Raw genomic sequence first — 21277 nt, forward strand, 5'->3', positions numbered from 1 at the left:
CGGAAGCTTGAGTGTCCGGCCCCGTCTGTCTCGCAGGCGGGGCCGATCTTTGTCAGCCTGGCAGTGACGGCAGTGACGCCGTGGGTTCACAACCATGCGGTACGGAAGGACGGTCCCCGTGACGGAGGCAGCTGAGCTTCCCCCGATGCCCGAAGAAGCGCCCCCGGCACCTGACGAGGCGCGTGCGGTGTTCGGCGAGCATTTCCCGGAAGCTGTGCGGTACGCGGAGCTGCTGGCGGATGCGGGTGTCAAGCGGGGCCTGATCGGGCCGCGCGAGGTGCCGCGGCTCTGGGAGAGGCACCTGCTGAACTGTGCCGTGCTCTCGGAGGTGGTCCCCGAAGGCGTCACCGTGTGCGACGTGGGTTCGGGCGCAGGCCTCCCCGGCATTCCGCTGGCCCTGGTCCGCAGGGACCTGAAGATCACGCTGCTGGAGCCGCTGCTGCGCCGCACGAACTTCCTCCAGGAGGTCGTGGAGCTGCTGGGGCTCGACCATGTGACGGTGGTGCGCGGGCGGGCCGAGGAAGTTCTCGGCAAGCTCCAGCCGGTGCACGTGGTGACGGCGCGCGCGGTGGCTCCGCTGGACCGGCTCGCCGGCTGGGGCGTACCCCTGCTGCGCCCGTACGGCGAGATGCTGGCGCTGAAGGGCGACACCGCCGATGAGGAGCTGGTGGGGGCGAAGTCCGCGCTGACCAAGCTCGGTGTGGTGAAGACCTCGGTGCTGCACGTGGGCGAGGGGGTCGTGGACCCGCTCACCACCGTGGTGCGGGTCGAGGTCGGGGAAAGCCCCGGCGGGGTGCGGTTCGCGGCGAAGCGGGCCAAGGCCGCCCGGACCAGCCGGACGCGCCGGCGGCGCTGAGCCGTGTCCTGGGGCGTGTTGCGCCCTGTAGGTACGGATTTCGGAGTGTCGTAGCGGCCGGATGACTCCGTCCGGGCATCGTGTTTCACGTGAAACGCCCCTCTCTGCTGCACGGAATCATCAGCCGCGGTCGTGCGGCTACGTCCCCCCGTCTCCGCACGGGCGAAGGGGGGACGGAGTTGTCCACATCGGTGGATTCATCCACAGGAGTACGGGCCCCGCTGGTTCGCGACCCCGGTGACATGGCAGGCTCTGTTCATCGCGAGCCAGATGCCGAGGAGAGTGACACCGTGCGGTCAGACGCCAACCTTGCGGGGCCGATGGCCGATCCGGTCCCCGGTCCCCGCTCTGAATCCCCGGGCGACGATGTTTCACGTGAAACATCGGCCCCGCCCCTGGTGGACAACGAGGACACGCCCATCGGCCGAGCCGCCCAGATCGCGGTCGAGGCCCTGGGGCGTGCGGGTGAGGGGCTGCCCAGGCCCCCGAAGACCCGGATCATGGTGGTGGCCAACCAGAAGGGCGGCGTGGGCAAGACCACGTCGACCGTGAACCTGGCCGCATCCCTGGCCCTGCACGGCGCACGGGTCCTCGTGGTCGACCTCGACCCGCAGGGCAATGCCTCGACGGCGCTGGGCATCGACCACCACGCGGACGTGCCGTCCATCTACGACGTGCTCGTGGACAGCCGCCCGCTGATGGAGGTCGTCCAGCCGGTGGTCGACGTGGAGGGCCTCTTCTGCGCGCCGGCCACGATCGACCTCGCGGGTGCGGAGATCGAGCTGGTCTCCCTCGTCGCACGGGAGAGCCGTCTCCAGCGGGCCATCCAGGCGTACGAGCAGCCGCTCGACTACATCCTGATCGACTGCCCGCCCTCGCTGGGCCTGCTGACGGTGAACGCCCTGGTCGCGGGCGCGGAGGTGCTGATCCCGATCCAGTGCGAGTACTACGCCCTGGAGGGTCTCGGTCAGCTGCTGCGCAATGTGGACCTGGTGCGGGCCCATCTGAACCCGACCCTGCACGTGTCCACGATCCTGCTGACGATGTACGACGGCAGGACCCGGCTGGCTTCGCAGGTGGCGGAGGAGGTGCGCACGCACTTCGGCAAGGAGGTGCTGCGCACGAGCATCCCGCGGTCGGTGCGCATCTCCGAGGCTCCGAGCTACGGGCAGACGGTGCTGACCTACGACCCGGGTTCCAGCGGTTCCCTCTCCTATCTGGAGGCTGCGCGGGAGATCGCGCTGCGCGGGGCCGGTTTCCAGTACGACCCCCAGCACCCCCATCAGGGTGCGGGCATGAACAACACGCAGAGCATGGCGGAGGGGATCCAGTGAGTGAGCGACGTAGGGGTCTGGGGCGGGGGCTCGGCGCGCTGATTCCCGCGGCTCCCCAGGAGAAGGTCCCGCCGGTGATCGGTGCAGGGTCGACGTCTCCGTCGGCGATGCCGGTTCTTCCTTCGGAGCGAGGCGTCGCGGCGGCGAAGCTGGCTTCGCTGGCGCAGGCCGATGTTTCACGTGAAACATCGCCGGTGGCCACGTCCACGTCCACGTCCGCGCCCGCGCCCGTGAGCGAGCCCGAGCAGCTCACCGCTCCGGAGGCCGGCGAGGTGGCGGGGGCCACGTTCGCGGAGCTCCCGATGGACTCGATCACGCCGAACCCGCGGCAGCCGCGCGACGTGTTCGACGAGGACGCGCTGGCCGAGCTGGTGACCTCCATTCAGGAGGTGGGCCTGCTCCAGCCGGTGGTGGTGCGGCAGTCCGGTCCGGGCCGCTATGAGCTCATCATGGGCGAGCGGCGCTGGCGGGCGTGCCGGGAGGCCGGCCTGAACCGGATTCCGGCGATCATCCGGGCAACGGACGACGAGAAGCTGCTGCTGGACGCGCTCCTGGAGAACCTGCACCGGGCGCAGCTGAACCCCTTGGAGGAGGCTGCCGCGTACGACCAGCTGCTCCAGGACTTCAACTGCACGCACGACCAGCTGGCGGACCGGATCGGGCGTTCCCGTCCGCAGGTCTCGAACACGCTGCGTCTGCTGAAGCTCTCTCCGCCCGTGCAGCGGCGGGTGGCGGCGGGTGTGCTGTCGGCGGGCCACGCGCGGGCCCTGCTGTCGGTGGACAACTCCGAGGAGCAGGACCGGCTGGCGCACCGGATCGTGGCCGAGGGGCTCTCGGTGCGTGCGGTCGAGGAGATCGTGGCGCTGATGGGTTCGGAGTCGCCGAGTGCGGTGAAGCCGAAGGGCCCGCGGGCGGGTGCTCGGGTGGCTCCCGCGCTCAACGAGCTGGCGACGCGGCTGTCGGACCGGTTCGAGACGCGGGTGAAGGTGGATCTGGGCCAGAAGAAGGGCAAGATCACCGTCGAGTTCGCGTCGATGGAGGACCTGGAGCGCATTCTGGGGACCCTGGCGCCGGGCGAGGGCCGGGTGCTGGATCAGGGTGCTGCCGGGGAGTAACGCACAGCCCAGGGGCGGGTCGTGCCGGTGTGAGCCGGTGCGGCCCGCCCCTTTGCCTTGCTGCGGTTTCGGGTGATTCGAGCTCTGGATACGATGCGGTCATGGGTCGTCGGCTGGTACCTCTCACGCTGGACAACCTTCAAGACCTGCCCCGGCGTTGCCGGTCGTGTGTCTTCTGGGAGCTGGATCCCGTCACCGGCGAGGCGGCCGTGAAGGCGGGGAACCCTGCCGAGGAGAAGGAGGCGTGGATCTCCGCCGTCCTCCTGGAGTGGGGCTCGTGCGGTCGGGTGGTCTACGTGGACGAGGTTCCCGTGGGCTTCGTCCTGTACGCGCCGCCGGCGTACGTGCCGCGTGCGACCGCGTTCCCGACCAGCCCGGTGTCCCCGGACGCCGTCCAGCTCATCACCTCGTGGATCATGCCGGGGTATCAGGGCCAGGGGCTGGGGCGGGTGATGGTCCAGACGGTGGCGAAGGATCTGCTGCGCAGGGGGTTCCGGGCGATCGAGGCCTTCGGCGACGCCCGGTGGGACGGGCCGGCCTGTCTGCTGCCTGCGGACCACCTGCTGGCCGTGGGGTTCAAGACGGTCCGGCCGCATCCGACGCGTCCCCGGCTGCGGTTGGAGCTGCGGTCCACGCTGTCGTGGAAGGAAGACGTGGAGCTGGCCCTGGACCGGTTGCTGGGCGGGGCCCGGAAGGAACCGGCGCTGCGTCCGCTGTGAGGCGGGAGCCCCCGGTCCCGGGGGTGGCCTGACATGCGGACGGGGCCGCCCCTGGCAGGGGGCGGCCCCGTTTCACGCGCTCGCGTCCGGACCCGGACGCGGGTGGGTCAGGCCTTGCTGGTGACGAAGCCGTCGAGGTCGCGCAGGATGGCGGCCTTCGGCTTGGCGCCGACGATGGTCTTGACGACCTCGCCGCCCTGGTAGACGTTCAGGGTCGGGATGGACATGACGCCGTACTTGGCAGCCGTCTCCGGGTTCTCGTCGATGTTCAGCTTGACGATCTCGATCTCGTCACCGTACTCGGCGGCGATGGCCTCGAGGGACGGGGCGATCTGGCGGCACGGACCGCACCAGGCGGCCCAGAAGTCCACCAGGACGGGCTTGTCGCTCTTGAGGACGTCGTCATCGAAGCTTGCGTCGGTGACGGTCTTGAGGGTGCCGGCCACAGCGGCCTCCTTCTTTTCCTGCGGGGAGTGGGGTGTGGTGCTGCTTGAGGGTGTCAGACCGCCGCGTGCGCCTTCTCGGCGTCCGCGAGGGCGGCCAGGAAGCGCTCGGCGTCGAGGGCCGCGGAGCAACCCGTGCCCGCGGCCGTGATGGCCTGACGGTAGGTGTGGTCGACCACGTCGCCCGCGCCGAACACGCCGGTGAGGCTGGTGCGGGTGGAGGGGGCGTCGACCTTGAGGTAGCCCTCCGCGTCGAGGTCGAGCTGGTCCTTGAACAGCTCGGTGCGCGGGTCGTGGCCGACGGCGATGAAGAGGCCGGTCACGGGCAGTGCGGAGGTCTCACCGGTCTTGGTGTTGCGCAGGGTCAGCCCGGTGAGCTTCTGCTCGCCGTGGATCTCCGCGACCTCGCTGTCCCAGGCGAAGGAGATCTTCGGGTCGGCGAAGGCGCGGTCCTGCATGGCCTTGGAGGCGCGCAGGGAGTCGCGGCGGTGGACGATCGTGACGGACTTGGCGAACCGGGAGAGGAAGGTGGCTTCCTCGATCGCGGTGTCACCGCCGCCGATCACGGCGATGTCGTGGTCCTTGAAGAAGAACCCGTCGCAGGTCGCGCACCAGGAGACGCCGCGGCCGGAGAGGGCGTCCTCGTTGGGCAGGCCGAGCTTGCGGTGCTGGGAACCGGTGGTCACGATCACGGCCTTGGCGCGGTGCACGGTGCCGGCGGTGTCGGTGACGGTCTTGATCTCGCCCGTGAGGTCCACGGCCACGACGTCGTCCGGGATCAGCTCGGCGCCGAAGCGCTCGGCCTGGCCGCGCATGTTGTCCATGAGGTCCGGACCCATGATGCCGTCCTGGAAGCCGGGGAAGTTCTCGACCTCGGTGGTGTTCATCAGCGCGCCACCGGCGGTGACGGCACCTTCGAAGACCAGCGGCTTGAGCGAAGCGCGTGCGGTGTACAGGGCGGCCGTGTAGCCGGCCGGCCCGGAGCCGATGATGATCACGTTTCGTACGTCGCTCACGGGTTGATTCCTCGTCTCTGCGGACTGCCTGCTGCCTACCGGGGGGCCGGTGTGGACTCTCACCCCACCCAACGGATCCTACGGCGCCTGCATTCCCGAGTTGTCCTCCTGGGCTTTCCGGTCTGTCAGCTCCTGGGGTAGGTGCGGGTGAGCAGAGGCTTCCCGGGCGCGGCCGAGGGGTCGGTGACGCAGGCGGAGCCGACGAGATAGGCGTCCACGGAGGCGGGGTCGCCGGGGTGGGGCAGGACGAGGAGGAAGACGTCCTTGCCCTCGTAGGTGCCGGACTCGAAGGCCAGCGGGGTCTCGCTCCTCCCGGTGGCGTCCTGGATGCAGGCGGGTGCCCCGGGCGCCTCGCCGTCGGCCGGGGCGAGGCCCGGTTCGGACGGGGGGCTGTTCTCCACTCCGAAGGTGTTGTTCCGCTCCCCCGCCACCGCCTTGTCTCCGCGGGCGGCGGAGGCGAGGAGCCCGCTCACCGTGCCGGGGAGTCCCTGCGCGGTGTACTCGGGCGTGCCGGACCGGGACTGCGCGGTGGCCGCGTCTCCCCGTACGGACATGTCCTGTGCGGGGTGGTCGCCGGACATCAGGCCGAAGACCAGGACGCCGGCGGCGCAGGCCGCGAGCAGACCGCCCGCGAGAGCGACCCGGCGGCGTGCGCGGCGGCGCCCGGGACCGGTTGCGCCGGACGGGTGACCGGAGGGCCGCAGGGCGCTCTTTTCACCGGGCGGGGCGGCGGGCGTTTCACGTGAAACATCGGGTCCGGACGACCTGTCGGCCGCTGCGGGGCCGGCGGGCGCGGGCTCCCGGTGCGGCGCGGTGGCGTCGAGGAGCGCTTCGGCGGCGAGGGCCGCGTCGATCCGTCCGGCGATGTCGGCGGGCATCCGGGCGGGGCCGGGCAGGGTGCCGAGCAGGGACCGGATCTCCTCCAGGGAGGCGCGGACGTCCGCGCACAGGGGGCAGCCGACGAGATGGCTGCGCACCTCCGCCGTGCGGGACGGGGAGAGGAGGCCTTCCGCCAGCTCGGAGATCTCCGAGACGTCGGGGTGTTTGATGGTGCCGGTCGCACCGGTTGTGGGGTTCACGCTCGTCCACCTCCGCCCTTCACTGCATTGGGATCCGGGGCCGGGTCCCCGCGGTCTGCCGCCGGTGGGACGGTTGTCCCCGGTGTCCGGTTCCTTCCCCGCTCGGTATCGGTGTTATCCCCGGTAGGTGTGCGCAGATGAGTGAGGAGCGGGACGAGTTTGGCCCGGCCGCGGGCGCAGCGGCTCTTCACGGTGCCGACGGGGACGTCGAGCATGCGGGCGGCCTCGGCGACGGGGTAGCCCTGCATGTCGACGAGGACCAGTGCCGCCCGCTGATCGGCCGGGAGGGTGCTCAGGGCGGCCAGCAGCTGCCGGTGGAGGTCCTGCCGCTCCGCGGGAGCCTCGGCGGACTCGTGGGGCTCCAGGAGGCGCTCCAGCCGGTCCGTGTCGTCGAGGGGGGACGTCCTGCGGGAGGCGGCCTTGCGGGCCCGGTCCAGGCAGGCGTTCACGGTGATGCGGTGCAGCCAGGTCGTGACGGCGGACTCGCCGCGGAAGGTGTGCGCGGCCCTGTAGGCGGAGACGAGGGCGTCCTGCACGGCGTCGGCGGCCTCCTCCCGGTCGCCGAGGGTGCGCAGGGCGACGGCCCAGAGCCGGTCTCGGTGCCTGCGTACGAGCTCACCGAAGGCGTCCGGGTCACCGGCGGCGTGCAGCGACAGGAGCTCCTGGTCGCTGCGGCCGCCGGGTGTGGCTTCGTCCAACGCTGGGCCCCTCCCCCTGCTGTCCGTCAGCCCGTGAACTTCACGTCCGTGATGGCTTGCTTGTACCCGGCACCGGTGTAGGTGTCGGCAGGAGCCCACGGCATCGCGGTGATCCAGAGGAGGACGTACCGGGTCTTGACCGGGTTCGCCGCGGTCATGACGAACTTGGTGTTCGTGGTCGTGGACGTGGCGATCTTCGTCATGGAGGAGATCTTGGCTGACGGGGCCAGTGAATCGACCGCGTAGAGCGTGGTGGTGGTGTGGTCACCCGCGAACCGCAGCTCTATGGAGGCGCTGCTGACCTCGTGTTCGGCGCCGAGGTCGTAGACGATGCCGACGCCGGCCTTGTAGTCCGTCTTCAGGTCGGGGCCGTCGAGGTAGAACTTGGTGCGCCAGAACGTGGAGGAGTCTTCGTCGAAGGTGTTCTTGACGGTTCCGGGGGCCTGTTCCTTGTCGTCCACGGAGAACTCGCGGGCACCGGAGATGGTGAGGGGCACGGGCGCCGGCTTCTCCGTGGTGTCCGCGGGGTTCTCGTGGCTGGTCTGGCTGCCGCTGGTGGTGCCCTGGTTGTTGCGGTTGAGCAGGGTGTCGGCGAGCTGCCAGCTGCCCAGCCCGAGGGCGGCGATCAGCAGGGCGGCCACGCCCCACTTGAGGGCGCGCCCGGTGCGGCTCTGCAGGGGCGGCGGCGGGGGGACGACGGTGAGGACCTGCGCGGTGGGCATGCCGGGGCCCTGGGGCCTGCCGTAGCTGCCCTGCTGGTACGTGGTGTGCTGGTACTCCGGAGGAGCGGTGAACGTGGGCTCCGGCGGCCGGATGCGGGGCATCGCGGCCACGGCCTTGGAGAGCTCTTCCGGGGTGGTGCAGGCGGGTTCCTGCCGCGAGGCGGTGGCCCCGTCGTTGGCGAGGGCGCGCATGGCCAGCTCGCCCAGACCCCGGTGCACGCCCGCGCGGACCTGGTCGGGGGCGATCAGGCCGACGCCCTTGGGCAGGCCGGTGAGGCCGTAGGCGTCGTTCTCGTAGGGCCAGCGCTGGGTGAGCGAGGCGTACAGGAGGGCGCCGATGGCCTCGGTGTCCGTGCGCTGCGGGGTCTCGCTGGTGATGCCGCGCAGGGCGGCGTTCACGGCGAGGCCGCGGATGCGGTACTGGCCCGTGGAGGTGCGCAGTATGGCGCTGGGGGTCAGGCGCAGGTGCGCGAGGCCTTCGCGGTGCGCGGCGGCCATGGCCTGGGAGACCTGGCTGACGAGCTGGTAGGCCTCGTGGGGCTCCATGGGGCCGGCGGTGAGGACCGCGGTGAGCTCCGTGGCGTCGGGCAGCCACTCGTGGACGACGTAGACGAGGTCGTTCTCCTCCACGGCGTCGAGGACCTGGACGAACCGGGGGTCGCCGAGCAGGGCCGAGGAGCGGGCTGCGGCCAGGACGGCGCGGGCCCGGGCGTGGTCGGCGGGCAGCAGGTGGACGCCCACGGCCCGGCGCAGCTTCTCGTCCATCGCGCGCCAGCTGCTGAATCCGTCCAGACGGGTGACGCATTCTTCGAGCCGGTAGCGCCTGGCCAGCTTGTGGCCGCTGTGCAGCTCGGGCGCGGCAGCAGGTGCCGGGGTCCTGCGTTCGCCGTCCTTCTCGGGCATGGTTCCGTCCGCGGCTTGTCCGTTCTGGGTGTCCACCCCGTCGGCCGTGGCCTGGGCCGTCTCCGCGGCCAGCGGCTCGTCGCCGCTGTTGTCGGCCACGTCGACGGCAGCCGTGCTACGTTCCGCCACCGTCGTCCCCGCCTCCCCATCCGTTGCGCGCTGTCGGCCAGTCTGCGAAGCCATGCCAATTGTGCCCACAGTCCACCGATCTGCACGACACGCCAGAGGACAGGATGGTTGTACCCATCAGCGTCCCAGGCGCCCGCGGACCATCCCGACCATGGCGTTGAGTTCTTCGATGCGCATCCGCTTGGCGGCGACGAGGAACACCGCTGCCAGGGAGATGCCGCCGGCCACCAGGGCGGTGAGGGAACCGAGGGCTCCGCTGCCGATGAAGTGCAGGACGGCGAAGGCGACGGCGCCGGCCACGGCGGCGGCGGGGACGCAGGCGCCGATGAGCCGGGTGTAGGTGCGCCTCACGTGCGCGCCGTCGAGGTCGCCGCCGAGGCGGGTGCGCAGTCGGCGCCAGGCGACGCCGACGCCCACGGCGTAGCCGAGGCCGTAGGCGGCGGCCATGCCGACGACGGCCCAGCGGGCGGGGAGTACGAAGAAGGCGACGGCGGACATGCCTGCGTTGACGGCGGCCACGATGACCGTGTTGTAGAAGGGCGTCCGGGTGTCCTCGTAGGCGTAGAAGCCGCGCAGGACCACGTACTGGACGGAGTAGGGGATCAGTCCGAGGCCGAAGGCCATCAGGATGAAGCCGATGTTCTGGGCGCTCTGCGTGCCGGAACCGGCGTAGAGCAGGCCTGCCATGGGGACGCCTAGGGCGAGGAACGCGAAGGCGCAGGGCACGATCGCGACGGCCGAGGTGCGCAGTCCGTAGGAGATGTCGTCGCGGACGGCGGCGGCGTCTCCGTCGTGGGCGGACCGGGAGATGCGCGGCAGGACGGCGGTCATGACGGAGACGGTGATGATGGCCTGCGGCATCTGCCAGAGCAGCAGGGCGTAGTTGTAGCCGGTGATGCCGGTACCGCCGTGGCCCTGCTTGTCGGCCACCTCGCCCGCCCAGGTGGCGAGCTGGGTGACGACGATGAGGCCGAGCTGGTTGGCGAGGACGAAGAAGAACGTCCACTTGGCCAGGCCGGCGGCCTTGCCGAGGCCGTGGCCCTTCCAGTCGAACCGCAGGCGCGGCTTGAAGCCGGCGTCGCGCAGGTAGGGAAGCATCGCCAGGGACTGGACGACGAGGCCGAGCAGGGTGCCGAGGCCCAGGAGCCGGACGCCTTCGGGGGTGATGCCGGCCTCGGTGACGCCGGTGGTGGTGAAGCCGCCGAAGGCCCAGATGAAGGCGCCGAAGGTGGCGATGACGACGATGTTGTTGAGGACCGGGGTCCACATCATCGCGCCGAACCGGCCGCGGGCGTTGAGGATCTGACCGAGGACCACGTGCACGCCCATGAAGAACATGGTGGGCAGGCAGTAGTGGGCGAAGGCGACGGCCACGTCCAGGCGGGCCGGGTCGTCGGCGATCTTCTGCGACATCATGCCGATGAACAGCGGGGCCGCGAGCACACAGACCACGGTGACGGCGCCCAGCAGGACCATGACGAGGGTCAGCAGCCGGTTGGCGTACGCCTCTCCCCCGTCCTCGTCGTTCTTCATCGCGCGCACGAGCTGCGGGATGAAGACGGCGTTGAGGGCGCCGCCGCCGACCAGGACGTAGATCATCGTCGGCAGGGTGTTGGCGACCTGGTAGCTGTCGTTGAGGGTGGCGACGCCGATCGCCCCGGCGATCACCAGGGTCCGCAGGAAGCCGGTGATGCGGGAGACGATGGTGCCGGCGGCCATCAGGGCGCTGGACTTGAGCAGGCTGGAGGCGCGTCCGGCGGGCTTGCTCGGCGCCGGGGCGGCCACGGGTGCGTCCTCGGCGGGCGTACGGGGCGCCGCGTCCTGGTCCCGGTAGAGGTGGGCGAAGGCGTCGGGGCGGGGGTCCTGGTCGGCGGCCTTGGTCACGAGGGAGTCCACGCCGACGAACTGCGTGGTCGTGGCGTGGTCCCCGTAGGGAAGGTGCCGGGAGGGGCCGTCCGGCTCGGGCGGCGGGGTCTGGGCCCACACCCGCGGGTCCGGGGCGTAGGAGGGGGCGGCCGGGGCCGCGTAGAGCGGGCCGGGCTCCTGGAAGGTGCCGGGCGGTGGCGGCGGGTGCGAGGCCCGGTCGTAGAGGACCTCCGCCACCGGATCCTGGGCGGAGAGGTCCTGCGCCCGGTACGGGTCGTAGGCGTAGGCGTCCTGGACATAGGGGTCGTGGTCCGGCGCGGGCGCGGGCGCGGGAACCTGTCCCGGCACCGGGGCGCCGGGGGCAGTGCCCTGGGAGGGCGCGGGCCCGCCAGTGCCCTGCGCGCGGTCACCTTCGTACGGCGCGTTCATCGAAACCCCACCTCATCGTCCCCAGGCCGACCGGCCACGGCATCGCTCAACGGTCCACTGTCTCACCCGTGCCGGACGCGTCCGCGCTTTGCGGTCCGGTGTCCGGGGACTCGTCACTCTGCTGCGTGCTCTCCTCCGCGGCGCTGCGTGCCGCGACACGCTTGCGGCTTGCGTACATCTTGATGCCGGCCAGCACGAGGAGGAGGACACCGCCCGCGATGACGAGCATGACGGTCGGGGTCACCTCGGTGGCTTCGACGGTGAACTTGCGCGCCTTTCCGTAGGGCACGCCGTCGGTGGTGAAGAGCTGGGCCGTGACCGAGACCGGGCCGCTCGCGGTGGCGTTGGCAGGGAACTTCACGGTCTGGCTGTGCCCGCCCTGGATCGCGACTTCCTGCTGGGCCTCGCCGCTGTCGCCGAACATCAGCCGGGTCGGGTTGGAGGACTGCAGTCGCAGGACCAGGTTGTGGGTGTCCTGGACGAGGCTGTTCTGGACGGTGACCGGGATGGTCGCGCTGTGTCCGGAGAGCGTCGCGTCGGACTTCGGGATGATCTTGACCTTCTCGGTGAGCCGGACCAGGTACTGCTGCACCTGGTCCCGGTAGGCCCGCGCCTCGTCGGGGCGGCCGCGCCACGAGGAGGACATCTCCCGGTTGGTGGTGTTGCCGAAGGGGATCTCGACGCGGTCGGGCGCGGTCAGGATCGCCTTGAAGTGGCCGAGCGTGTTCTCGGTGGTGCGGATCTTCTCGAAGGCGGAGACCGGCAGTTCCTGCTTGCTCAGCGCCCCGGGGTACTGGCCGGCTCCCGGGACCTGGGTGGCGGCGCGGGGGTCGGGGGTCGCCGCGGCGGCCGCCTCCAGGTCCACGCCCTGGCTCCAGCGGCCCGACTGCAGACCCCGGATGGCGGCGGCCATCGTCTGCGCCTGGCTGGAGCTGGGCATCCGCTGCGGAGCGACGACGAAGCTGCGCTGGTTGTCGGTCTTCTGCAGGTTCAGGGCGAGGGTCTGGGCGAGGAACTGCTGCACCGCGAGGGTGGAGTTCCCGGCGCGGAGCATGTCGCCCTGGAACGCGGTGGAGAGGTCGGCGTCGGCGACGACGGCCGTGGTCCCCGCGCCGATGGGCCGCGCGGCCGACGGGGTGTAGCCGAGGGCGCCGGTCTCCTGGAGGCTGTCGCTGCGGGTGAGGACGTTGTGGGCACCGGCCGACGTCGCGACGTTGACGATCGACGGGTCGATGGCGCCGTCCACGGGCCAGGAGAAGTCGGTGCTCGCCGGGACGTGCAGGACGGTCTCGACGGCCTGCTTCGCCTTGTCCGTGGCCGGCCGCAGCTGGCCCAGGGTGCCGGAGACGTCCTTGCCGCGGTGGGCGAGAGAAGCGATATCCGGATCCGCGAAGGGCAGGGCGACGACCTTCTTGCCCTGGACGGCGCTTTCCAGCGAGCTCAGCCACTGCTCGGCGATGGCCTTGTTCTTGCCCGGGACGGTCCGGCCCTCGGGCGTGCGGACCCGGTAGCCCTTGGTCATGGCATCGACGGTGTAGAGCAGGTCCGGATCGATGACCCAGGTGATGGGAAGGTCCTTGCCGAGGGTGACCATCTGTTCCAGGCGGCCGCCGGTCCGCAGCTCGTCGGCGAGGCTGTCGTCGAGGAACACGGGGGTCTGCAGCTCGTCGGAGCCGGTCTCCGCGGTCAGGTGCGTGGTGGAGATCAACGGCCAGGCGTACGCGAGCTGGGAGCGCTTGGCGGCCGGCTCCGGCTGCCAGGGCAGGAAGGTCCGCTTGATGCCGAGGACCTGCTCGTACTGGCGGCTCGAGGTCTCCCCCGATACGGAGACGCCGAGCTGGTAGACGCCGTCCTCGTCCAGGCCCAGCTTGTTCACCGGAACCTTGAGGGTGAAGGGCTGGCTGACCTTCGAAGCCAGCGAATCGATCTTCACGGCGAACTCGGGGCCGACTTCCGCCGGGTCGGTACCCGCCCGGAATCCGCCGCGCTCGGCGGCCTCCTCGATGGAGCTGCGGTCCCCCAGCGCCGGTCCGACCCGCAGACCCACGTGTGCGTCGGTGATCTTCTCGGAGCCCTTGTTCACGATGGTGCCCGAGATGGTGAGGGTGTCGCCCTTGACCGGTGCGCTCGGTGTCAGGGCGTCGAGCTGGACGTCGACGGCGGTGGCCGCGGTGTCGGCTGCCTGGGCTTCGGGCACGTGCGAGTAGACCAGCCCGGCGAGCACCGGGGTCCCGGCGAGCAGGACGACCGCGCGTCGCAGCCAGCGCCGCCGGGCAGGGGCGAGGGACGCCCCCTGGATGTCTGCCGCCTCGGCCAACGCGCTCGCCCGTCCCTCGGAGTGTCAGTGGTCGTCGTTTGTGCGTCCACGCATGGTAACGAGGCCCGCTGTGCGCGAGTGCCGCGCCTTGCTCCACATGATCGGGCCCGCCCCGGAGCGGCCGCGGGCCGGGGTGGCCGCAAAAGACGGGAGCTCGCGGCGGGCCGGGCACGTACCCTTTTCTGTTGTGCCGAACGCCAACGAAGACAACCCCAGTGTCCTGAATCAGGGGCAGGCCCGCGCGGTGAGTGAACTGCTGCGGATCGCCCCTGTCGCCGACGAGCTCGGCCGCCGTTTCCAGGAGGCGGGTTTCCGCCTCGCCCTGGTCGGCGGGTCCGTCCGCGACGCGCTGCTCGGGCGCCTCGGCAATGATCTCGACTTCACCACCGACGCGCGGCCCGAGGACGTCCTCAAGATCGTCAGGCCGTGGGCCGACTCGGTCTGGGACGTCGGCATCGCCTTCGGCACGGTCGGGGCGCAGAAGGACGGCTTCCAGATCGAGGTGACCACGTACCGCTCGGAGTCCTACGACCGGACCTCGCGCAAGCCGGAGGTCTCCTACGGCGACTCCATCGAGGAGGACCTGGTCCGCCGCGACTTCACGGTGAACGCGATGGCCGTCGCGCTGCCCGAGAAGGAGTTCGTGGACCCCCACGGAGGTCTGGAGGACCTCCGTGCGGGTGTGCTGCGCACCCCGGGCACTGCCGAGGACTCCTTCTCCGACGACCCGCTGCGGATGCTGCGGGCGGCGCGGTTCGCCGCGCAGCTCGACTTCGAGGTCGCCCCGGACGTGGTGGCGGCGATGACGGGGATGTCCGGCCGCATCGAGATCGTTTCGGCCGAGCGGGTCCAGGGCGAGCTGAACAAGCTCCTGTTGTCCGCGCACCCGCGCAAGGGCCTGGGGCTCCTCGTGGACACGGGGCTGGCCGAGCACGTGCTGCCGGAGCTGCCGGCGCTGCGGCTGGAGAGCGACGAGCACCACCGGCACAAGGACGTCTACGACCACTCGCTGATCGTGCTGGAGCAGGCGATCGCACTGGAGGAGGACGGCCCGGACCTGGTCCTGCGGCTCGCGGCCCTGCTGCACGACATCGGCAAGCCCCGGACGCGTCGGTTCGAGAGCGACGGACGGGTCTCCTTCCACCACCACGAGATGGTGGGCGCGAAGATGACCAAGAAGCGCATGACCGCGCTCAAGTACTCCAACGACATGGTCAAGGACGTGGCCCGGCTGGTGGAGCTGCACCTGCGCTTCCACGGGTACGGGGACGGGGAGTGGACCGACTCGGCCGTGCGGCGCTACGTCCGTGACGCCGGTCCGCTGCTGGACCGCCTGCACAAGCTGACCCGTTCCGACTGCACCACGCGCAACAAGCGCAAGGCGAACGCGCTCTCCCGCACCTACGACGGGCTGGAGGAGCGCATCGCCCAGCTGCAGGAGAAGGAGGAGCTGGACGCGATCCGGCCCGACCTCGACGGCAACGAGATCATGCAGGTCCTCGATGTGGGCCCCGGCCCGGTGATCGGCAAGGCGTACGCGTTCCTGCTGGAGCTGCGGCTGGAGAACGGTCCCATGGAGCACGAGGCTGCGGTGGCCGCCCTCAAGGAGTGGTGGGCCGCTCAGGCCTGAGGGTCGTCCCGATGTTTCACGTGAAACATCGCGGCGGCGAGCCGGTCGTGTTGTGGTCAGGGCGATGTTTCACGTGAAACATCGCCCTGACGCATGAGGAGCGCGGCGGTCGCGGCGTAGAGCAGGGCCACCCCGATGATCAGGGGGACGGAGTGCCCGTCGAGGGGGAGCACGAGTGCGGCCACCCCGGCGGCGCCGACGAAGGCGGCGTTGAAGAGCACGTCGTAGATGGAGAAGACGCGGCCGCGGAAGGCGTCGTCCACCTGGGACTGCACCACGGTGTCGGTGGAGATCTTGGCCCCCTGGGTGGCCAGGCCCAGCACGAAGGCGGCCGCCAGCATCGGCCCGGGCGCGAAGAACAGGCCGAGTGCCGGCACCAGCACCGCGGCGCCCGCGGCGCACAGGGTGATGGAGCCGAGGGCGCCCAGCCGGCCCACCAGCCACGGAGTGACGACGGCGGCCGCGAAGAACCCGGCCCCGGAAACGCCGACCGTGACGCCCAGCAGGGCCAGCCCGTCGGCCTCGTTGTCCGACCAAGCGTAGCGGCAGAGCATGAGCAGCGTGACGAACAGGGCCCCGTAGCAGAACCGCATGACGGTCATGGCGGTGAGCGCCCGTGCCGCCTCGCGCCGGGAGGCCAGGTGGCGCAGGCCTTCGGCCAGGCCCCGCACGGTGAGGGCGATCCCCTGGAGGACCGTCGGGTTGATCCGCCCGGGAGGGTGGTCGGGCCCGAGGAGATCCAGGGCCAGGCGCAGGGAGACCAGGGCCGCGCACAGGTAGAGGCCGGCTCCGAGGAGGACGACCAGGGCGTCGGAGTCGTCGGCGAGTACGCGGACGAGGAAGGCCAGTCCCCCGCCGGCGACGGCGGCGAGCGTTCCCGCGGTGGGTGAGAGGGCGTTCGCGGTGACCAGCTGACCGGGCCCGACGACCCGTGGCAGGGAGGCCGCGAGCCCGGCCAGGACGAAGCGGTTGACCGCGGTGACGGACAGGGCCGAGGCGTAGAAGAGCCAGTCGGGGACGTGCGCCACGATCAGCATGCCGGTGATGCAGGCGAGGAAGGCCCGCAGCAGGTTTCCGTAGAGGAAGACCTGGCGGCGGCGCCAGCGGTCCAGCAGGACTCCCGCGAAGGGGCCGATCACCGAATAGGGCAGCAGGAGTACGGCCATGGCCGACGCGATGGCCGCGGGCGAGGCCTGCTTCTCCGGGGAGAAGACGACGTAGGCGGCGAGGGCGACCTGGTAGACCCCGTCGGCGGCCTGCGAGAGCAGCCGTACGGCGAGCAGCTTGCGGAAGTCCCGCAGACGCAGGAGTACGCCCAGATCACGTACGACAGCCATGAGGGAAAGGGTCACACACACGGAGGGTCCCCGGGCACATTGCCCGGGGACCCTCCGTGGAAGAGCTCTCGAAGTCCAGGTGTCCTTGCGGACGCCGGGGTTCGACTAGCGCTCGACCTCGCCCTTGATGAACTTCTCGACGTTGGCCAGGGCCTCGTCGTCGAAGTACTGCACCGGCGGGGACTTCATGAAGTAGCTCGAGGCCGACAGGATCGGGCCACCGATGCCGCGGTCCTTGGCGATCTTCGCGGCGCGCAGGGCGTCGATGATGACACCGGCGGAGTTCGGGGAGTCCCACACCTCGAGCTTGTACTCGAGGTTCAGCGGGACGTCGCCGAACGCGCGTCCCTCGAGGCGGACGTAGGCCCACTTGCGGTCGTCGAGCCACGCGACGTAGTCGGACGGGCCGATGTGGACGTTCTTCTCGCCGAGCTCGCGGTCGGGGATCTGCGAGGTGACGGCCTGCGTCTTGGAGATCTTCTTCGACTCGAGGCGGTCACGCTCGAGCATGTTCTTGAAGTCCATGTTGCCACCGACGTTGAGCTGCATGGTGCGCTCAAGACGGACACCGCGGTCCTCGAACAGCTTCGCCATCACGCGGTGCGTGATGGTGGCGCCGACCTGGGACTTGATGTCGTCGCCGACGATCGGGACACCGGCCTCGGTGAACTTGTCGGCCCACTCCTTGGTGCCGGCGATGAAGACCGGGAGGGCGTTGACGAAGGCGACCTTGGCGTCGATGGCGCACTGGGCGTAGAACTTCGCCGCGACCTCGGAACCGACGGGGAGGTAGCAGATCAGGACGTCGACCTGACGGTCCTTGAGGACCTGGACGACGTCGACCGGGGTCTCGGCGGACTCCTCGATGGTCTGGCGGTAGTACTTGCCCAGGCCGTCGTGGGTGTGGCCGCGCTGAACGGTCACGCCCGCGTTCGGGACGTCACAGATCTTGATGGTGTTGTTCTCGCTGGCGCCGATGGCGTCCGAAAGGTCGAGGCCGACCTTCTTCGCGTCGACGTCGAACGCGGCGACGAACTCGATGTCGCTCACGTGGTAGTCGCCGAACTGGACGTGCATCAGACCGGGGACCTTGGCCGCCGGGTCGGCGTCCTTGTAGTACTCGACGCCCTGCACCAGCGAGGCGGCGCAGTTGCCTACGCCGACGATGGCTACGCGAACCGAACCCATTCCGGTTGCTCCCTGTTTGTTCTCGGACGAGGCCTGCGAGATGCAGACCTCACTTTGCAGTTTCGTCGGACGGACCGGGTCGTCTCTGATCCCGTCCCGCCCGCTCACTCTCGATGAGCTCGTTCAGCCAGCGCACTTCGCGCTCCACGGATTCCATGCCGTGGCGCTGCAGCTCGAGCGTGTAGTCGTCGAGCCGCTCGCGTGTGCGAGCCAGCGAGGCGCTCATCTTCTCCAGGCGCTCCTCAAGGCGGCTGCGACGGCCTTCCAGCACCCGCATGCGCACGTCTCGTTCGGTCTGGCCGAAAAAGGCGAAGCGGGCGGCGAAGGACTCGTCCTCCCAGGCATCGGGGCCCGTGTGGGAGAGGAGCTCCTCGAAGTGCTCCTTACCTGCTGCCGTCAACCGGTAGACGATCTTGGCGCGGCGCCCTGCGAGTGAAGCGGCGAGAGCGTCTTCCGGGGCGTTGCCCGGCTCTTCGATCAACCATCCGTTGGTGACGAGCGTCTTGAGGCAGGGGTAGAGCGTCCCGTAACTGAACGCCCTGAACACCCCCAGCGAGGTGTTGAGCCGCTTGCGCAGCTCGTATCCGTGCATGGGGGATTCGCGGAGCAGGCCGAGAACAGCGAACTCGAGGATGCCTGAGCGCCTGCTCATCCGCCTGCCCTTTCCTCCGCCTCGGAGTCTTTATGTCGAGCTGATGTATCGACTCGATACATCCAGACGATAGAACGGGTGGCCGTCAGCTACAAGTGGTGACACGGTGACCGGCGTCACATCGCTGATTTGCGCGAGGCAAGTTGCCTGATTTGGGGTGAACTTCGGCACTGATTGGCTTTTGGGCGTGCGTAGTCTGTGCGCCATGACACCGGGGGGACCGGAACTCACCTGCCGCTTCCAGGCCACTCGCCTGCCCGAGGAGTAGTCGTTCGATGAGCGAGCACCGCCGCAAACCGCAACAGCCCCAGGGCGGCGGCCGCGCAGCCGCCCGCAAGGCCGCCCAGCAGCGCCCCTCCAGGGGCGCCGGTGCCGGGCGTGACGTCCCCACCGCGTCACCCAGTGGGCCGTACGGACAGCAGCCGGGCCACGGCAGCCGGTCGGACGCCCGGAGATCCGCCGGCCGCGCCCCGGCGGGACGGGGCAGGGGCGCCGCGGCCGCCGGCCGCCCCAAGCGGTTCATCAACTACCCGCGCGGCGAAAAGATCGGCTGGAAGCGCTTCGTCCCCTCCTGGAAGCTCGTCGGCGGCACGGCCCTCGGCTTCTTCGCGCTCCTCACTGCAGGCGCCGGCATCGGCATCGCCATGGTGAACACGCCCGACGCGAACAAGACGGCCGATGCGCAGAACAACGTCTTCTACTGGGCCGACGACACCCAGATGGTCGCGACCGGCGGCGCCGTGAACCGTCAGATCGTGCCCATCGAGAAGATCCCCCGCTCGATGCAGAACGCCGTGATCGCGGCGGAGAACGAGTCCTTCGAGTCGGACAAGGGCGTCGACCCGATGGGCATCGCCCGCGCCGTGTGGAACATGGCCAAGGGCGGATCCACCCAGGGCGGCTCGACGATCACCCAGCAGTACGTGAAGAACACGTACCTGGACTCCGACCAGACGCTCAAGCGGAAGGCCACCGAGCTCTTCATCTCGATAAAGCTCGGTGTGAGCGAGGAGAAGAACACGATCCTCGCCGGCTACCTGAACACCGCGTACTACGGTCGCGACGCCTACGGGATCCAGGCCGCCGCGCGTGCCTACTTCGGCAAGGACTGCAACGATCTGACTCCCTCGGAGAGCGCCTTCCTCGCCGCCGTGCTCAAGGGCCCGAACCTCTACAACCCCGACGGCGGCATCGGCACCGCGGCCACGCCTGAGGCGAACAAGGACCGGGCCGTGAAGCGCTGGGCCTGGGTGCTGGACCGCGAGGTCAAGGTGGGCCGCATGCAGCAGGCGGAGAGGGACCAGTTCAAGGAGTTCCCCGCCCTGATCGAGGCTCCCGAGGCCGCCGGCATGTCCGGCCAGATCGGCTACCTGGTCGAGACGGCCAAGCTGTACATGCTGAAGACCAACGGCATCAAGGTCGAGGACCTGGCCAAGGGCGGCTACCGGATCTACACCACCTTCCAGAAGCCGAAGGTGGACGCACTGGTCAAGGCGGTCGAGGGCACCCGCGACGGCATGCTCGACGAGAAGAAGCGGCCCGACACCGACACCTTCGTGCAGTTCGGCGCGGCCTCGGTGGACGTGAAGACCGGAGCCATCGTCGCCCTGTACGGCGGACCCGGCATGGACAAGAAGCACTTCAACAACAACGCCAACACCTCCGGCGTCCAGGTCGGGTCGACCTGGAAGCCGTTCGTGCTCGCGGCGGCCATGCAGTACGGCACCCAGAACTCCAAGGGCAAGGGGATCTCGGCCGACAGCAAGTACATGGCCAGCGACCTCACGGTGATCAACAACCGTGCGGGCCAGCCGCTGCGCGACGGCTCCGGCAAGCCGTTCAGGCAGAAGAACGAGAGCCCCACCGACTACGGCTACGTGACCCTGAACAAGGCGATGGAGGACTCCATCAACGTCCCCTTCGCCCAGCTCGTCTTCGACGTCGGCCACGACAAGGTGAAGAAGGTCGCGGAGTCGACGGGCATCCTGAAGGAGTCCTTCGACCCGAACGACAACGCCTCCTTCGCGCTCGGCACCTCGACCCCCAGCGCCATCCGGATGGCCGACTCGTACGCCACCTTCGCCGCCTCCGGCACCCACCACGACCCGTACTCGGTGCGCAGCGTCAAGAAGAACGGCAACGACGTCCCCGGCTTCGAGGCGCCCAAGGCGGAGCGGGCCATGGACAACTCCATCGCGGACAACATCACCAAGGTCCTGCGCAACGTCGTCGAGAACGGCACCGGCACGAAGGCCAAGAAGCTCGGCCGGCCCGCCGCGGGCAAGACCGGCACCACCGACAAGAACATGTCGGCCTGGTTCGTCGGCTACACCCCCGAGCTGTCCACCTCCGTGGCGCTGTTCCGCTCGGACCCCTCCGCGCAGAAGAAGGAACTCATCTCGATGAGGGGCGTGGCGGGCATCCCCTCCCTCCACGGTGGTGACATCCCGGCCGAGATCTGGACCAAGTACATGAAGGAGGCGCTGGACGGCGTCCCGGAGTCGGACTTCCCGGAGCCCGACGAGGTCGGTGTGGTCGCGGACGCCTCCGGCGCTCCCTCGCCCTCGCCCTCTCCGTCCCCCTCGCCCTCCCCGTCCCCGTCCCCGTCTCCGTCGAACTCCCCGTCCCCGTCCCCGAGCCCGTCGCGCAGCGGAGGCAAGCCGACCTGCAAGCCGTGGGCCATCTGCGACCCGGACCCCAGCGCCAGCTCCTCCCGGTCCCCCTCGCCCTCGCCCAGCAAGTCGGGCGGCGGCAGGCCGGGCGGCGCGACGAACGGCGGTAACGGAGGCTTCCCGATAGGGGGCTCCACGGGCGGCTGACCGAGCGCCCGACACACGGCAGGAG

At 70.2% G+C, this 21277-nt stretch carries 16 protein-coding genes; 6 read left to right on the forward strand and 10 right to left on the reverse strand.

Annotation, left to right across the window (positions count from 1 at the left end; translation table 11 throughout):
* Nucleotides 1-145 precede the first annotated feature (145 nt).
* The 4 genes from rsmG to ACZ60J_RS29400 all read left to right on the forward strand — a co-directional run bounded on the left by rsmG (nucleotide 146) and on the right by ACZ60J_RS29400 (nucleotide 4024).
* Nucleotides 146-856, forward strand: coding sequence for a 16S rRNA (guanine(527)-N(7))-methyltransferase RsmG (gene rsmG, locus ACZ60J_RS29385; RefSeq protein WP_469686448.1), 711 nt, complete (start codon nucleotides 146-148; stop codon nucleotides 854-856).
* Nucleotides 857-1098: 242 nt separating this feature from the next.
* Nucleotides 1099-2190, forward strand: a complete 1092-nt coding sequence (locus ACZ60J_RS29390) for a ParA family protein (protein WP_469686449.1) — start codon at nucleotides 1099-1101, stop codon at nucleotides 2188-2190.
* Nucleotides 2187-3305, forward strand: a complete 1119-nt coding sequence (locus ACZ60J_RS29395) for a ParB/RepB/Spo0J family partition protein (RefSeq protein ID WP_469686451.1) — start codon at nucleotides 2187-2189, stop codon at nucleotides 3303-3305. Before ACZ60J_RS29390 ends, ACZ60J_RS29395 begins: the two co-directional genes overlap by 4 nt.
* Before the next feature lie 101 nt (nucleotides 3306-3406).
* Nucleotides 3407-4024, forward strand: a complete 618-nt coding sequence (locus ACZ60J_RS29400; RefSeq protein ID WP_469686453.1) for a GNAT family N-acetyltransferase — start codon at nucleotides 3407-3409, stop codon at nucleotides 4022-4024.
* Between the two features lie 107 nt (nucleotides 4025-4131).
* On the opposite strand, the gene trxA is transcribed toward ACZ60J_RS29400, so the two are convergent.
* The 7 genes from trxA to ACZ60J_RS29435 form a co-directional block, all read right to left on the reverse strand.
* Nucleotides 4132-4470: a thioredoxin gene (gene trxA, locus ACZ60J_RS29405; RefSeq protein ID WP_250738630.1), complete on the reverse strand. Its 339-nt coding sequence runs from the start codon at nucleotides 4468-4470 to the stop codon at nucleotides 4132-4134.
* Between the two features lie 53 nt (nucleotides 4471-4523).
* On the reverse strand, nucleotides 4524-5483 hold the full coding sequence (gene trxB, locus ACZ60J_RS29410) for a thioredoxin-disulfide reductase (protein ID WP_382977685.1): 960 nt from the start codon (nucleotides 5481-5483) through the stop codon (nucleotides 4524-4526).
* Between the two features lie 125 nt (nucleotides 5484-5608).
* Nucleotides 5609-6562, reverse strand: a complete 954-nt coding sequence (locus ACZ60J_RS29415; RefSeq protein ID WP_469686456.1) for an anti-sigma factor family protein — start codon at nucleotides 6560-6562, stop codon at nucleotides 5609-5611.
* Nucleotides 6559-7260, reverse strand: a complete 702-nt coding sequence (gene sigM, locus ACZ60J_RS29420; RefSeq protein WP_469686458.1) for an RNA polymerase sigma factor SigM — start codon at nucleotides 7258-7260, stop codon at nucleotides 6559-6561. The genes ACZ60J_RS29415 and sigM overlap by 4 nt, the downstream gene beginning before the upstream one ends.
* 26 nt (nucleotides 7261-7286) lie before the next feature.
* Entirely contained in the window at nucleotides 7287-9014 is a 1728-nt protein-coding gene (locus ACZ60J_RS29425; RefSeq protein ID WP_469686460.1) for a protein kinase family protein, read from the reverse strand.
* Nucleotides 9015-9131: 117 nt separating this feature from the next.
* On the reverse strand, nucleotides 9132-11309 hold the full coding sequence (gene murJ / locus ACZ60J_RS29430; protein ID WP_469686462.1) for a murein biosynthesis integral membrane protein MurJ: 2178 nt from the start codon (nucleotides 11307-11309) through the stop codon (nucleotides 9132-9134).
* A gap of 46 nt (nucleotides 11310-11355) precedes the next feature.
* Nucleotides 11356-13626 carry a DUF6049 family protein gene (locus tag ACZ60J_RS29435; protein ID WP_469686463.1) on the reverse strand — a complete coding sequence of 757 codons (2271 nt, stop codon included), beginning with the start codon at nucleotides 13624-13626 and terminating at the stop codon, nucleotides 11356-11358.
* Between the two features lie 187 nt (nucleotides 13627-13813).
* Here ACZ60J_RS29435 and ACZ60J_RS29440 point away from each other — a divergent pair, with 187 nt between their 5' ends.
* Nucleotides 13814-15256 carry a CCA tRNA nucleotidyltransferase gene (locus ACZ60J_RS29440; protein WP_469686464.1) on the forward strand — a complete coding sequence of 481 codons (1443 nt, stop codon included), beginning with the start codon at nucleotides 13814-13816 and terminating at the stop codon, nucleotides 15254-15256.
* Between the two features lie 56 nt (nucleotides 15257-15312).
* Here ACZ60J_RS29440 and ACZ60J_RS29445 read toward each other — a convergent pair whose 3' ends face one another.
* The 3 genes from ACZ60J_RS29445 to ACZ60J_RS29455 all read right to left on the reverse strand — a co-directional run bounded on the left by ACZ60J_RS29445 (nucleotide 15313) and on the right by ACZ60J_RS29455 (nucleotide 18433).
* Complete coding sequence (locus ACZ60J_RS29445; protein ID WP_469686466.1) at nucleotides 15313-16593, reverse strand: MFS transporter; 1281 nt, start codon at nucleotides 16591-16593, stop codon at nucleotides 15313-15315.
* A 105-nt stretch (nucleotides 16594-16698) separates the two neighbouring features.
* The gene (locus tag ACZ60J_RS29450) at nucleotides 16699-17781 is read right to left on the reverse strand and encodes an inositol-3-phosphate synthase (RefSeq protein ID WP_469686468.1); all 1083 of its coding nucleotides are present in this window, start codon (nucleotides 17779-17781) and stop codon (nucleotides 16699-16701) included.
* Nucleotides 17782-17830: 49 nt separating this feature from the next.
* Entirely contained in the window at nucleotides 17831-18433 is a 603-nt protein-coding gene (locus ACZ60J_RS29455; protein ID WP_250738617.1) for a PadR family transcriptional regulator, read from the reverse strand.
* 275 nt (nucleotides 18434-18708) lie between these two features.
* Here ACZ60J_RS29455 and ACZ60J_RS29460 point away from each other — a divergent pair, with 275 nt between their 5' ends.
* On the forward strand, nucleotides 18709-21252 hold the full coding sequence (locus ACZ60J_RS29460) for a transglycosylase domain-containing protein (RefSeq protein WP_469686470.1): 2544 nt from the start codon (nucleotides 18709-18711) through the stop codon (nucleotides 21250-21252).
* Nucleotides 21253-21277 lie beyond the last annotated feature (25 nt).

The sequence above is a fragment of the Streptomyces sp. NPDC104226 genome, assembly GCF_055584085.1.

Coding starts and splice junctions, on each gene's coding strand:
- rsmG (WP_469686448.1), top strand. CDS start 146: ATGCCCGAAGAAGCGCCCCCGGCACCTGACGAGGCGCGTGCGGTGTTC.
- ACZ60J_RS29390 (WP_469686449.1), top strand. CDS start 1,099: ATGGCAGGCTCTGTTCATCGCGAGCCAGATGCCGAGGAGAGTGACACC.
- ACZ60J_RS29400 (WP_469686453.1), top strand. CDS start 3,407: ATGGGTCGTCGGCTGGTACCTCTCACGCTGGACAACCTTCAAGACCTG.
- murJ (WP_469686462.1), bottom strand. CDS start 11,309: ATGAACGCGCCGTACGAAGGTGACCGCGCGCAGGGCACTGGCGGGCCC.
- ACZ60J_RS29445 (WP_469686466.1), bottom strand. CDS start 16,593: ATGGCTGTCGTACGTGATCTGGGCGTACTCCTGCGTCTGCGGGACTTC.
- ACZ60J_RS29450 (WP_469686468.1), bottom strand. CDS start 17,781: ATGGGTTCGGTTCGCGTAGCCATCGTCGGCGTAGGCAACTGCGCCGCC.
- ACZ60J_RS29455 (WP_250738617.1), bottom strand. CDS start 18,433: ATGAGCAGGCGCTCAGGCATCCTCGAGTTCGCTGTTCTCGGCCTGCTC.
- ACZ60J_RS29460 (WP_469686470.1), top strand. CDS start 18,709: ATGAGCGAGCACCGCCGCAAACCGCAACAGCCCCAGGGCGGCGGCCGC.